Source organism: Bradyrhizobium sp. JYMT SZCCT0180 (assembly GCF_018130165.1).
Lineage (GTDB): Bacteria > Pseudomonadota > Alphaproteobacteria > Rhizobiales > Xanthobacteraceae > Bradyrhizobium.
In genome coordinates, this window is the sequence record NZ_JAFCLZ010000015.1 from 124,631 (window position 1) to 137,224 (window position 12,594).

The following is a 12,594-nucleotide window of genomic DNA, read 5'->3' on the forward strand; positions in this document are numbered from 1 at the left end:
TTTGGCGCGAGGCCAAATGCAGCGGAAATTGAACCCGGATCGGCCGGGTTTTGCTCCGACATTCGCCGAAACAGGCCGATTCACCGTGACGATTCGCTGCTTTTGCGCTAGGCAACGGCCTTATCCGGAGCCAGCCAAATCATGAGCCGTCGCGTCAAAAAACCTCTCCGCCCGGCGGGCGACCGCCCCAAGGGCGCGCGTCCCTATCGGGGCTCGAAAGCCGAGCGGCCGGCTCATCGTCCGGGCGGCAAGCCGCCGGCGCGTTTTGCGGCCGCGGCGTCCCGCGCGCCGAAACCGGCGCCCTATGTTCCAGAGCCGGAGAAAGTGGTCGCCGAGCCGCCGCCGCTGCCGACCAAGGTCCAGACCGTGGTCGTGACCGCGGATGAGAACAACATGCGCGTCGATCGCTTCCTCGAGGCACGTTTCCCGGGCCTGTCGTTCTCCCACATCCAGCGCATCGTCCGCAAAGGCGAGCTGCGCGTCAACGGCAAGCGCGCCGACAGCAAGGACCGGATCGAGGAGGGGCAGAGCATCCGGATTCCGCCGCTCAAGCTCGATACGCCGAAGGTCGGCGGCACGCTCTCGGAAGCCGCGACCAAGACGCTGCAGGCGCTCAAGGACATGATCCTGTTCGAGGACGCCGACGTCATGGTGCTGAACAAGCCCGCGGGGCTTGCGGTGCAGGGCGGCTCCGGCATCACGCGCAATGTCGACGACATGCTCGAAGTGATGCGCGACGCCAAGGGACAAAAACCAAGACTGGTGCACCGGCTGGACCGCGAAACGTCGGGCTGTTTGTTGATCGCGAAGACGCGCTTTGCCGCCACCGCGCTGACCGGCTCGTTCCGCCATCGCTCGGCGCGGAAAATCTACTGGGCAATGGTGGCGGGCGTACCGAAGCCGAAGCAGGGCCGCATCTCGACCTATCTCGCCAAGGAAGAGAGTGAGGACGACACCATCATGCGGATCGCCAAGCATGGCGACGAAGGCGCCAGCCACGCGGTGACCTATTACGCCGTGGTCGAGACCTCGGCGCAAAAACTCGCCTGGGTGTCGCTGAAGCCGGTGACCGGGCGCACCCATCAATTGCGCGCGCATATGGCGCATATCGACCATGCCATCGTCGGCGATCCCAAATACTTCAACAAGGAAAACTGGGATCTGCCGGGCGGCATCCAGAACCGCCTGCATCTCCTGGCGCGCCGGATCGTGATCCCGCATCCGCGTGGCGGCGTGATCGACGCGACCGCGCCCCTGCCGCCGCACATGCTGCAGTCCTGGAACCTGCTCGGCCTCGAGGCCGACCGCTTCGATCCGATCGAGAACGCGCCGGAGGAGTAGGGCGTCCGATCCGTCCATGCGCCGCTATCAATTTTCCGGGAGCGCAAGAACGATCAAATCGAGGGCGTGCTAATCAGCTATCGCCCGGTCCGGTTTGTTTTGGCACCAGGCTGCCATCGTGAACAAGGGATCGGCCTATGACTGCGACTTGGCTCCGCGCTGCGTTTTTCTGTTTTCTTCTGGGTGAAGCTGCCTTGCTCAGCGCACCAGCCGGGGCGGAAACACTCGCGCTCGCGGGTGGCCGCGTCTACGCATCGCCCGACGCCGCGCCGCTCGTTGATGCGGTGGTTGTAACGACAGACGGTATCATCACCGCGATCGGCAGCCGCAACGAAGTGCAAGTCCCGCCGGATGCGCGCGTGATTGATTGCACCGGCAAGACCGTCGTTGCCGGTTTTTGGAACAGCCACGTCCACTTCACGCAAAACGTATGGAAAAACGCAAGCACCGCGCCGGCGGCGTCGCTGCAGGACCATATGCAGGAGATGCTGACGAAATGGGGTTTCACCACCGTATGGGATCTCGGTTCCGATCCGCGAGACACGCTGCCAATCCGCAAGCGCATCAGCGCCGGTGAAGTGCTGGGCCCGAGCATCTTCTTCGCCGGCAACATTTTTCCGAAGGGCGGCCATCCCGCCTATCTGCCGCCCGAACTGCAACTTCCCGAGGCCGCCACGCCGGAGGAAGCCACGCAGATGACGCGCGTTTACCTGGGAATGGGCCTCGACGGCATGAAGCTGTTCACCGGCGTTTATATGGGCGACAAGCCCGTGATAAATATGGAAGTGTCGATCGCAAAAGCCGCGGTTGATGTGGCGCATGCGCAAGGCAAGCCGGTATTCGCGCATCCGCAAAACAAAACTGGAATGGAGACGGTGATCGAGGCTGGCGTCGATGTGCTGGCGCACATCATTCCGGGCCAGCCGGGCTACAGCCCCGAGCAGCTCGCGAAATTCAAAGCGCAGGGCATTGCGTTGATCCCGACGCTTTCTCTCTTTGCGAAAACCATCGGTGGTCCCGCTTTGGCTGCGCGCCTGGTCGATTCCGGTGTCCAGCAGATCAAGGCGTTTTCAGGCAATGGTGGCGCCATTCTGTTCGGCACCGATGTCGGCTTCACCACGATCTATGACACGTCGGTCGAATACGAACTGATGCGCCGGGCGCTTTCGGAAAAGGAAGTGCTGGCCACGCTGACGACGAACCCGGCCAGATATTTCAAGGCCGCGAAGAAGGGCAGGGTTGAAAAGGGCTTTGACGCCGATCTCGTGGTCTTGGACGGCGACCCCTTGGCTGACGTCAGCAATCTCGCAAAAGTCGCCTACACAATTCGTGCGGGGCAGGTGATCTATCGTAAGCCGTGAAGGCTCATCGCTTGAACTGCGTGAGAAACAGCCGCAGTGAATCTTGCGGACTTTCAATATCCGAAATCACCCAGCCGTCAGGCGCCTTGACGGCGACAAAATTCAGCGTGACGGCGCGGCCGTTATTGTTGAAGCTGGCGGTGACATAGGTCTTGCCCAATTCCGTGCGCAGGATTTTTGTCGAGACCGGGCCGATTTTCCAGCTCGGGCTCTGCACCATGAAATCGTACGGCGCCTCGCGCGGGGCGATCCACGCGCTTCGCAGACTGCGGTCGAAAAACTGTTCCGCGATCTCGGCGCTGCGCGGCAATCCCTTCGAGAGGTCTGACGAGCCCTTGCCGTAATAGGCGTAGACATTGCGGACCAGCGATTCCGGCGTGCGGAACCCGGCTTGCGCGGGCAGGGCGGCGAGAACAGCCGTCGAAATCAGGATCGCAGCAAGGAATTTCACGGCTTTCATGGGCTCTGTCTCGGGCCTTATCCTGGTTTCACCAAGCCTATTTTGCCGGTAAATGACATCAGGCGAAAGCCTTTGCGCTGGCTGGAATTGGCGTGTTTTCTCCGCTGAACCGGTGTCCATTTCGTCCAAAGGCGCTATAAGGCGCGGATGCGTGAATTATTCGATGAAGTGGCCGGCCAGTCTCCGTTCGACCCCGAAGAGGCGGTGCGGCGCGCGACGCGCGTGCCACAGCGCAAGCGCTTTTACACCAGCGCCGGTGTCGGCGAGGCGGATGGCGGCTTTACCGTCACGCTCGACGGCAAACCGATCCGTACGCCCTCCGGCCGCCATGTCGTCGCGCCCAACGCTGATATTGCGGAGGCGATCGCGGCGGAATGGAATGCGCAGGTCGAGACCATCAACCCCCTGACGATGCCGTTGACGCGCTTCGCCAACAGCGTCGGCGAAGGAGTCGTCGATCGTGTCGACGCGGTTGCCGACGACGTCGCGAAATATCTCGGCACCGATTTGCTGTTCTACCGCGCCGGCCATCCCGAAGCGTTGGTCGCCAAGGAAGCCGCGCATTGGGATCCCGTCGTGTTCTGGGCCGCCAATGAACTCGGCGCCCATTTCATGCTGGCCCAGGGAATCGTGCACGTCGCCCAGCCGGAGCCCGCAATCCAGGCGGCGCGCGCGGTATTCCCGACCGATCCCTGGTCGATCGCGGCTCTACATGTGGTGACGACGCTGACGGGCTCGGCGCTGCTGGCGCTGGCGCTATTCCACGGCGTGCGCAACGCCGACGAGGTCTGGGCCGCCGCCCATGTCGATGAGGACTGGAATATCGAAAAATGGGGCCTCGACGAGGAGGTCGCGGCCCGCAGGGCAGCCCGGCTGGTCGATTTCACCGCCGCGGTCACCATTCTGAAGGCCCTGAAGCCTTGAATCGGGTGCTCGGTTAACGAGAGGTTTACGACGCCGGGGTAGCCTGATGCCCTGGCCGAGACCTCTGATATGGCGATCTCTATCAACAACTCAGTGCTTCCGGTGCTTGCCGCCCAAGAGGTTGGCGGCGTGGCGCCCGAGCTCGTGCTGGCGCAGGGCAGTGTGGTCAATGCGCAGGTCCTGAAGGTTCTCGACGCCAATCTGGTGCGGATCGCCATCGCGGCTCTCTCCATCGATGTCGCCACCGAAATTCCGCTGCAGGCGGGGCAGTCGCTGCAGCTGGCGGTATCGCAGACCAAGGACGGGATCAGGCTTGCACTGGTCGGGCAGGGCGGCGCGGCCGGTGATGCCGTCACGCTGTCGCCGCAGGCGCTGGTCGACGCGGCGGCCAACCGCCCGACAATCGTAGCCCCCTCCAAAAACGTGCTGACGCCGCTGGAACGCGCGGCGGTGTCGGTCGCGGCGCAGAGTGCGGCGACCGAGCAGGACAGTCTCGCGCCTTTATTCGCCAATCTCGGCGCCGCGGTATCATCCGCCAATCTGCCCCCGAAACTGCAGCAGGCCATCGCGCAGGTATTGGCGCAACAGACCAGCCTCGACCAGAATCTCGACGGCGGCGACATCAAGACCGCGTTCCAGAAATCCGGAATTTTCCTCGAGGCGTCGCTGGCCTCGGGCGCGGTGCCTTCGTCAGGCGCGCCCGATCTCAAGGCCGCGCTGATCGTGCTGCGACAGACGTTGCAATCGGCGCTCGGCGGGGATGCTGCGGTGGCCACGAAGGCGGCGCCGGCCCAGGCCGGTTTGTCGAATGCCGCCCCCGGCCTGGTACCTTCTGTGGCTCCCGATCTCGACGTCCACGAAATCCTGCTGCCGCAGGCGCGGCTGCCTGTGGCTCAGGAGATTGCGCAAACGCGCGGTGGCCTGCAGGGCGCGCTCGCCCAGGCCCTCAATTCCGGCCCGAGCGCGGGCGCGACCATGAACCTGCTGCAGGAGGCGCTGCAGCAGCTCGGCACTCCCGCGCGATCGGCAACACTGTCGAAGGCGGCTGGCGGCGACGACGTCACCGTTCACACCAATACGCCGCCGCCGCCGTTTCGCGGCGCGTCGCCGACGGCGCAGCCGGTCGCGTTGCCTTCGCTCGCGCCAGACGCGCCGCTTGCCACCACAGCGCATCATCTGCTCGACGACACGGATGCGGCGATTGCGCGGCAGACCCTGCTGCAAGTCGCCTCGCTGCCGGACCGCATCGATGTTACAGGGCCGAAGGTCGACGCGACGACGCCGCGCTGGAATTTCGAAATCCCGTTCGTGACGCCGCAGGGCACCGCGATGGCGCAGTTCGAGATTGCCCGCGACGGCAGCGCCAGCGAGGCCGAGGCCGCCAAGCGGGTGTGGCGGGCGCGGTTTTCGCTCGATGTCGAGCCGACAGGTCCGATCCATGCGCTGGTGTCGCTGGTCGGCGAAAAAACTTCGGTGCGGATGTGGGCGGAGCGGCCGGCCACCGCCGCGCAGCTGCGCGCCGGTGCTGCGGATTTGAGCCAGGCGCTCACCAGGGCCGAACTGCAGCCCGGCGAGATCGTGATCTGCGAAGGCGCGCCGCCGCAGGCCGCCCCCGCCAAAGCCGGGCATTTCCTGGACCGCGCGCTATGAGCGTCGAGGTCCGAAATCAGCTCGCGGTCGCGCTGCACTACGACAAAAAAGGCGCGCCGCGCGTCGTCGCCAAGGGCAAGGGCACCATCGGCGCCAAGATCATCGAACTCGCCAAGGCCCACGACATCCCGATCGAAGAGAACGAGGTGCTGGCGGGCGCGCTGTCGCATGTCGAGATCGGTGACGAAATTCCGGAAGAGCTCTACAAGGCGGTCGCCGAAGTGCTGATCTTCGTGCTGCGGCTGTCGGGGCGAATTCGGTAGCTTCGCGCTCGTTCGCCGTTATTCGATGCCCCAGCGCTGCGGATCGAGCAGTTCGGCTGGCGGCTTTATCTCGTCGATGCCGATCGGACGCCGCGTCAGACGGATCGCGGTCCAGCTTCGATCGCTGCCTCTGCTGAATAACCTCTCTTTCAGCTTGATGCCATCGTTGGTCAGACAAGCAAGGTGGCCCGCATCCATCATGCCGGGCATCATGTCGAACCAGCGGCAGGTTTCACCGAGGACCGTTTCGGAACTGCCCCGATCTATTGGCTCCATCGAGTTCGCCTGCGTGGATGTCTGCGTGGAGGATTCCGTTGGTGTCGGCTCGTACCTTACGAGTTCGAGCCGCTCATGCGGACGGCCTTCATCATGCCTATAGTGCACATAGATGCGACGAGAATCGTGCGTGATCCTGAGGCTGCGGCGGAAATGGTCGACCTTTTCCTCCAGATATTGCCAGGGGCCACGGCGGCGCGTGGTGCGGATCGATTTTTCCGCCTTGGCGGAACCGTCCGAAAGCTCCATGACCGTCTCATGATCGGGAGTTGCCTGCGTCGCCAGCGACGGTGGAGTCTGGTCCCACCAATTCACTGTCAGAAGTTTGCGCGAGGGCCGCACGTCTTCCGGCTTGACCGGCCGGCGCACGACGCTGGTCGCTTCAGCTGAGCTTGACACTTCGTTTGTCCCGTTAACGTCCTTCCACCACAGCTCAATGCCGTCGTCGGTGACGCAACTCAGATGGGTGAGTTCGAATCCGGCGCGCTCCCGTTTGGTTCGCCGTACGTCCCACACGGTGCAGCTTTCACCGAGATGCGTCTGTCGTTCCCCGGTGTTGCGAGGTTCGTAGTCGTAGTAGCGGCGTTCCGTGCGACCACGCTCGAATGAAGCGAAACCGACCGCAGCGAAGACCATTATGCTCTCATCGCCGCTGCCAGAGAAATATCCGGCGCCGCCGACGTGGGTCCAATTGCCATGATGGGTCACGGTCCGCTGGCCAGTCTTGCCATGGGAATTCCAGGCCATCGTGACAACGTAATCGGGCGGGGCCGCATGGAGCACAAATGGCGCGTCGGCGGCCGCGGAACCGCTGGCAAGGCATGCGATAACGGAAAGCAGGACCAGTTTCCGCAAGGCGGGGCTCCATAAGGCTATTCGCAGAGATAGTACTAGATTTGCGCCGCAATCTTGACGATTCTGCTCGGGAATCCGTTACAAATCTGGCATCCCGATTGTCATCGTTTTACCACGATGCCATCCGCATTCTCCGCCGCTCCCCACAATCGTTTCGGACATCCCCCGTGATCAATCGCCGCCATGCGCTCGGACTTGTTGCCGCCGCGAGCCTTTTGCCTTCGCGCGGTTTCGCCAATGTCTCTTATCAGCGCAGCGAATTTCGCGACGATCTGGCAAAGCGGTTCTTCAGCCTGGGAACGGTCGGCACCTTCGTCGGCTACAAGGTCGACGATTATCTGATGATCGCCAGCGACAAGGTCCGCTCCGGCGAGGACAAGCTGCCGGCTTCCACCTTCAAGATTCCGAATTCGCTGATCGCGCTGGAGACCGGCGTGGTCGAGGACCCGGACAAGGATATCTTCAAGTGGGACGGGGTGACCCGCAGCATCGAGGCCTGGAATACTGACCACACGTTGCGCTCGGCGATCGCGGTCTCCGCAGTGCCGGTCTATCAGGAGATCGCCCGGCGCATCGGCTCAGAGCGGATGCAGAAATATCTCGACCTGTTCGAGTATGGCAACCGCGACATCGGCGGCGGCATCGATCAGTTCTGGCTGACCGGAAATCTGCGCATCGATCCCGTCCAGCAGATCGATTTCGTCGACCGGCTGCGGCGCGGCGTGCTGCCGGTCGGCAAGCGCAGCCAGGAGCTGGTGCGCGACATCCTCCCCGTAACGAAAGTCGGCGACGCCACCATCCGCGCCAAGAGCGGTTTGCTCGGCGCCGAGCAGGGCAAGCCGCCCCTGGGCTGGATGGTCGGCTGGGCCGAGAAGGGCAACATGCAAACCGTGTTCGCGATGAACATGGACTGCAAGGAGCCCGCCCACATCGCCGCGCGCATGACGGTGACGCAGCAATGCCTCACGGACATTGTCGCGATTTGAAGGACTTGCCCCATCGTCATTGCGAGCGCAGCGAAGCAATCCATTCTATCGCTCGTCGAGATATGGATTGCTTCGCTGCGCTCGCAATGACGATGCTAGCCGCTACCCCAATTTGAACAGCGCCAGCAAGAAGTCGCTCACGGCCTTGCGCGCTTCCGCGGCGGTCGTCGGGTTGCCGCCAACATGCGGGTTGAGCTCGATACAGGCGTCCTTGTAGCTGAACGGCGCCTTGGTATCGCCATTCATCAACACGCCGCCTTCGCCCTCGCTGAGCTTGCAGCTTCGCGCGGTCTGCGCATTGGCCGAGACCGTCGTCGTGCTGAGGCCGAGCAGGCCTGAATCGAAGCCGTGCGGGGAGTCCGGATATTCGGTCAGCACCACGTCGCGCTTGGCTTCCTGCAGCCGCGCCAGATAGGCCTTGCAGCTCGACACCGGATTGTAATCGTCGGGCGTGCCGTGATGGATCCGGATCGGACGCGCCGCGACTTCGGTGTCGGTGGCATAGCTCGTCGAGCAATCCGGATAGAACGGGATGTAGGCGGCGAACTGCGCGCCGGATTTGTTCCACAGCTTGTTGAAGCGGTCGAGGCTGGCGTAGAGCGTGGCCTGTCCGCCGCGCGAAAATCCCATCAGCACGATCCGCTCAGGGTCGACGCGCGGATGCCTGGCGAGGATCTCCAGCGAGCGATAGATATCGACGATGAAATTGAGCCGGCCGAGCAGGCCCTGGTTCGGGCCAACGGCGGTGAGGCCGCGGCCGGAGAAGCCGTCGATCACGAAGGTCGAAATCCCCAGGCTGTTGAGCTGACGCACCCACGGATCCATCCCGGCGCCGACGCCGCTCGAGCCGTGCATCAGCACCACGACCGGCAGTTTTCCAGTGCCTTGCGCGATGCGGAATTGACCGGCGACGGTGACCTGCTTGCCGTTGGAATCGCCGTTCAGAAATTGCTGGTCCGAAATGGTCAGCGACGGGATTGCGTAGATCTCGGTGCGCGCGGCGACGTCCTTCGGGATCGATTGCGCGTTGACCTCAAGGCAGCCCAGGAGAATCCCGCCGCAACAGATCGCGGCCATGACGGCAAAGCGCCAGTCTCTCGGCATCGGTGTGCCCCCCGTACTTTTTCGTTGTGGGGCAACTAGACCAAGCAGCGCAATGGCTGTCAAATCGATCTGCTAGGTCGATTTCTTCCCGATCCGCCCGAGATGGGTGAAGCCAAACCCGGTGGTATATTTCAGCCCATAGCCCAGCGCGCGGTCGAAGCCGATATGGGCGAGCCAGATCATCGCGATCGACAGTATCAAAGGCTCGGCCGTGACAAAGCCGACCGTCATCAGCGCCATCGGCACCATGTAGGTATGGGCGGCGTTGTAGAGCATCGCCCCGAAGTGCGGCCCGAAAAAATAGGCGGCGAAGCTGAGGTCGGGCGCCAGGAACAGGGCGGCGTAGACCCACCACGATCCGTCCCAGACCCAGTAGAGCAGCGTCATCCCCAAAAACAGCGCCAGGCCTTCCAGCCGCAGCATGGTTCGCAGGCCCCCGGTAACGGTCCCGGCAGGCTCGGCGGTCGCAGTATCCGTCAATTGCATCCCCTGTGCAGAGCTGCGGATATAGTGCATTTCTGCACCGGTACCAGAGGGCATGAAGGGGTGTTTCCGGTTCGCAAAAGGCCGTGTTAGAACCCCGGCCAATTCGGACCTATGACGGGCGGCAGCACATGAAAGACATCCTGGACACCCTCGAAGAACGGCGCGCCGGCGCCAAGCTCGGCGGCGGCGAGAAGCGCATCGAGGCGCAGCACGCCCGCGGCAAGCTGACGGCGCGGGAGCGCATCGAACTGCTGCTCGACAAGGGCTCGTTCGAGGAATTCGACATGTTCGTCGAGCACCGCTCGGTCGAATTCGGCATGGAAAAGAACAAGATCCCCGGCGACGGCGTCGTCACCGGCTGGGGCACCGTGAACGGCCGCAAGACGTTCGTGTTCGCCAAGGATTTTACCGTGTTCGGCGGCTCGCTCTCCGAGACCCATGCGCTGAAAATTACAAAGCTGCAGGACATGGCGATGAAGGCGCGGGCGCCGATCATCGGGCTCTATGATGCCGGCGGCGCGCGCATCCAGGAAGGTGTCGCCGCCCTCGCAGGCTATTCCTACGTGTTCCGCCGCAACGTCATCGCCTCGGGCGTGATCCCGCAGATCTCGGTCATCATGGGGCCGTGCGCCGGCGGCGACGTCTATTCGCCCGCGATGACCGACTTCATCTTCATGGTGAAGAACACGAGCTACATGTTCGTCACCGGACCCGACGTGGTGAAAACCGTCACCAACGAAGTGGTCACGGCCGAGGAACTCGGCGGCGCCTCCGTGCACGCCACGCGCTCCTCGATCGCGGACGGCGCGTTCGACAACGACGTCGAGACGCTGCTGCAGATGCGCCGGCTGATCGACTTCCTGCCCTCCAACAACACCGACGGCGTGCCGGAATGGCCAAGCTTCGACAATATCGAACGCCTCGATATGTCGCTGGATACGCTGATCCCCGACAATCCGAACAAGCCCTACGACATGAAGGAACTGATCCTCAAAGTCGTGGACGAGGGCGACTTCTTCGAGATCTCGGAGACCTTTGCCAAGAACATCGTCACCGGCTTCGGCCGCATCGCCGGCCGCACCGTCGGCTTCGTCGCCAACCAGCCGATGGTGCTGGCGGGCGTGCTCGACTCTGACGCCTCACGGAAAGCCGCGCGCTTCGTTCGGTTCTGCGACGCCTTCAACATTCCGATCGTGACTTTTGTGGACGTGCCGGGCTTCCTGCCGGGCACCGCGCAGGAATATGGCGGCCTGATCAAGCACGGCGCAAAGCTGCTGTTCGCCTATTCGCAATGCACGGTACCGCTGGTGACGGTTATCACGCGCAAGGCCTATGGCGGCGCGTTCGACGTGATGGCGTCCAAGGAAATCGGCGCCGACATGAACTACGCCTGGCCGACCGCCCAGATCGCCGTGATGGGCGCCAAGGGCGCGGTCGAAATCATTTTCCGCAGCGACATCGGCGATGCAGATAAAATCGCCGCCCGAACGAAGGAATACGAAGACCGCTTCCTGTCGCCGTTCATTGCGGCCGAGCGCGGCTACATCGACGATGTGATCATGCCACATTCGACAAGAAAGCGGATCGCGCGGGCGCTGGCGATGCTGAAAGACAAGAAGGTGGAGATGCCGGCGAAGAAGCACGACAATTTGCCGTTGTGAGGTGCGTAGTTTCGTAGGGTGGGTTAGCGCAGCGTAACCCACCATCTTTGATCTTCGCACCGGCAATTGATGGGTATCGCTTCGCTCCACCCATCCTACGCGTCCCTACCGCGCCGCCAGAAACCCCAGCAACAACTCGTTGTATTTCGCCGGCGCCTCCAAAAACACCAGATGCCCCGTATCCGGTATCACCTCGGCGCGGGCGTTCGGCATTTTGGCGGCGAGCGCCTTGGCGAGGTCGGCGTTGTGGCCCATCTTCGGCCGCAGCGCTTCGGGGGCGTTGGCTTTGCCGGGCGCGTTGTGATCGTCGGCGCCCATGATGAACAGGGTCGGCCGCGCGATCAGCGGGATTTCATGCGCCACCGGCTCGCGGTAGATCATTTGTGCGGAGCTGACGAAGGCGCGCAGCCAGCGCGGATATTCGGCGCTGCCCTTGATGTTGAAACGTGCATCGATGAACGGCGTCACCTGGTCTGCCGGCAGTTTTAGCGAATAGTTGGTCTCGAGCTGCTTGCGATATCCGTCAGCGGTCAGCCTGTCCTCGTTCTCCAGAATCTTTTCGGTCGGCGTCGGCGGCACATAGAGACGGTAATCCTCCAGCCCGATCGGCGCGGTCAGCACGAGATGGTCGACCCGGTCAGGGTAGGCGCGGGCGATCCGCACGCCGAGCATTCCGCCGAGCGAATGGGCGACGATATCGGCCTTCGCGATCTGCAGATGATCCAGCAGCGCCATCGTGTTGCGCGCCAGCGTGTCGAAATGCAGCTCGCCTTGCGGCTTGGAGGATTTGCCGAAGCCGATCTGGTCCGGCACCACCACGCGATAGCCTGCGTCCGAGAGCGTCTTGATGACCGGCGCCCAATAGCTCGACGGAAAATTGCGGCCGTGCAGCAGCACCACGGTGCGCCCGTTCGGCTGCACCGGGGCGACATCCATATAGGCCATCCGCACCTGCTCGCCGTCGTTGGTGAGCGGCAGCAGGCTGACCGGATAGGGGTAGGCTAATCCCTCCAGCCCGATGCCATAGGGCTCGCGCGCGGCGGCGCTGGCTGGTGCATAAAGTGAAGCGAGCAGGGCGCTGGCCAGCGCCGCGGCACAAAGACGATTCATTGGGAACTCCGACGGCGGTGATCTCGCGTGGCGGCATCGGAATCACGACGCGATGGCCACATTTGGCAACGACATACCGACGTTATGGTTTGCAGTGGAAGGGGGAAGCCATTCACG

The 12,594-nt window shown here is 63.1% G+C and carries 12 protein-coding genes; 7 read left to right on the forward strand and 5 right to left on the reverse strand.

Annotated features, from left to right (window positions below):
• The first annotated feature begins 141 nt into the window (after positions 1 to 141).
• On the forward strand, positions 142 to 1,341 hold the full coding sequence (locus JQ641_RS22535) for an RluA family pseudouridine synthase (RefSeq protein WP_211998098.1): 1,200 nt from the start codon (positions 142 to 144) through the stop codon (positions 1,339 to 1,341).
• A 194-nt stretch (positions 1,342 to 1,535) separates the two neighbouring features.
• A complete protein-coding gene (locus tag JQ641_RS22540; protein WP_211998099.1) occupies positions 1,536 to 2,702 on the forward strand; it encodes an amidohydrolase family protein in 1,167 nt (388 codons plus the stop codon).
• Positions 2,703 to 2,706: 4 nt separating this feature from the next.
• On the opposite strand, the gene JQ641_RS22545 is transcribed toward JQ641_RS22540, so the two are convergent.
• Positions 2,707 to 3,162 carry a hypothetical protein gene (locus JQ641_RS22545; protein ID WP_249150606.1) on the reverse strand — a complete coding sequence of 152 codons (456 nt, stop codon included), beginning with the start codon at positions 3,160 to 3,162 and terminating at the stop codon, positions 2,707 to 2,709.
• 147 nt (positions 3,163 to 3,309) lie between these two features.
• Between JQ641_RS22545 and JQ641_RS22550 the strand changes: the two genes are divergently transcribed.
• The 3 genes from JQ641_RS22550 to JQ641_RS22560 all read left to right on the forward strand — a co-directional run bounded on the left by JQ641_RS22550 (position 3,310) and on the right by JQ641_RS22560 (position 5,999).
• Complete coding sequence (locus JQ641_RS22550; RefSeq protein WP_211998100.1) at positions 3,310 to 4,086, forward strand: ATP12 family chaperone protein; 777 nt, start codon at positions 3,310 to 3,312, stop codon at positions 4,084 to 4,086.
• A 69-nt stretch (positions 4,087 to 4,155) separates the two neighbouring features.
• Positions 4,156 to 5,736 carry a flagellar hook-length control protein FliK gene (fliK, locus tag JQ641_RS22555; RefSeq protein ID WP_211998101.1) on the forward strand — a complete coding sequence of 527 codons (1,581 nt, stop codon included), beginning with the start codon at positions 4,156 to 4,158 and terminating at the stop codon, positions 5,734 to 5,736.
• Positions 5,733 to 5,999: an EscU/YscU/HrcU family type III secretion system export apparatus switch protein gene (locus JQ641_RS22560; protein ID WP_192733834.1), complete on the forward strand. Its 267-nt coding sequence runs from the start codon at positions 5,733 to 5,735 to the stop codon at positions 5,997 to 5,999. The genes fliK and JQ641_RS22560 overlap by 4 nt, the downstream gene beginning before the upstream one ends.
• Positions 6,000 to 6,017: 18 nt before the next feature.
• Here the strand turns inward: JQ641_RS22560 and JQ641_RS22565 are convergent, their stop codons facing one another.
• The gene (locus JQ641_RS22565) at positions 6,018 to 7,130 is read right to left on the reverse strand and encodes a hypothetical protein (protein WP_211998102.1); all 1,113 of its coding nucleotides are present in this window, start codon (positions 7,128 to 7,130) and stop codon (positions 6,018 to 6,020) included.
• Positions 7,131 to 7,297: 167 nt separating this feature from the next.
• On the opposite strand from JQ641_RS22565, the gene JQ641_RS22570 reads away from it, so the two are divergent.
• Entirely contained in the window at positions 7,298 to 8,116 is an 819-nt protein-coding gene (locus JQ641_RS22570; RefSeq protein ID WP_211998103.1) for a penicillin-binding transpeptidase domain-containing protein, read from the forward strand.
• Between the two features lie 102 nt (positions 8,117 to 8,218).
• Here the strand turns inward: JQ641_RS22570 and JQ641_RS22575 are convergent, their stop codons facing one another.
• Positions 8,219 to 9,220, reverse strand: a complete 1,002-nt coding sequence (locus tag JQ641_RS22575; protein WP_211998104.1) for a dienelactone hydrolase family protein — start codon at positions 9,218 to 9,220, stop codon at positions 8,219 to 8,221.
• A gap of 72 nt (positions 9,221 to 9,292) precedes the next feature.
• Positions 9,293 to 9,643: a DUF4260 domain-containing protein gene (locus JQ641_RS22580; RefSeq protein WP_502754982.1), complete on the reverse strand. Its 351-nt coding sequence runs from the start codon at positions 9,641 to 9,643 to the stop codon at positions 9,293 to 9,295.
• A 191-nt stretch (positions 9,644 to 9,834) separates the two neighbouring features.
• Here JQ641_RS22580 and JQ641_RS22585 point away from each other — a divergent pair, with 191 nt between their 5' ends.
• On the forward strand, positions 9,835 to 11,367 hold the full coding sequence (locus tag JQ641_RS22585) for an acyl-CoA carboxylase subunit beta (protein ID WP_192733829.1): 1,533 nt from the start codon (positions 9,835 to 9,837) through the stop codon (positions 11,365 to 11,367).
• Between the two features lie 105 nt (positions 11,368 to 11,472).
• Here JQ641_RS22585 and JQ641_RS22590 read toward each other — a convergent pair whose 3' ends face one another.
• Entirely contained in the window at positions 11,473 to 12,477 is a 1,005-nt protein-coding gene (locus JQ641_RS22590) for an alpha/beta fold hydrolase (RefSeq protein ID WP_211998105.1), read from the reverse strand.
• Between the last annotated feature and the right edge of the window lie 117 nt (positions 12,478 to 12,594).

What these genes read in the sequence shown, in the direction of transcription:
- JQ641_RS22535 (WP_211998098.1), top strand. Translation starts at nt 142, where the DNA reads ATGAGCCGTCGCGTCAAAAAACCTCTCCGCCCGGCGGGCGACCGCCCC.
- JQ641_RS22560 (WP_192733834.1), top strand. Translation starts at nt 5,733, where the DNA reads ATGAGCGTCGAGGTCCGAAATCAGCTCGCGGTCGCGCTGCACTACGAC.
- JQ641_RS22550 (WP_211998100.1), top strand. Translation starts at nt 3,310, where the DNA reads ATGCGTGAATTATTCGATGAAGTGGCCGGCCAGTCTCCGTTCGACCCC.
- JQ641_RS22545 (WP_249150606.1), bottom strand. Translation starts at nt 3,162, where the DNA reads ATGAAAGCCGTGAAATTCCTTGCTGCGATCCTGATTTCGACGGCTGTT.
- fliK (WP_211998101.1), top strand. Translation starts at nt 4,156, where the DNA reads ATGGCGATCTCTATCAACAACTCAGTGCTTCCGGTGCTTGCCGCCCAA.
- JQ641_RS22575 (WP_211998104.1), bottom strand. Translation starts at nt 9,220, where the DNA reads ATGCCGAGAGACTGGCGCTTTGCCGTCATGGCCGCGATCTGTTGCGGC.
- JQ641_RS22580 (WP_502754982.1), bottom strand. Translation starts at nt 9,643, where the DNA reads ATGCTGCGGCTGGAAGGCCTGGCGCTGTTTTTGGGGATGACGCTGCTC.
- JQ641_RS22585 (WP_192733829.1), top strand. Translation starts at nt 9,835, where the DNA reads ATGAAAGACATCCTGGACACCCTCGAAGAACGGCGCGCCGGCGCCAAG.
- JQ641_RS22590 (WP_211998105.1), bottom strand. Translation starts at nt 12,477, where the DNA reads ATGAATCGTCTTTGTGCCGCGGCGCTGGCCAGCGCCCTGCTCGCTTCA.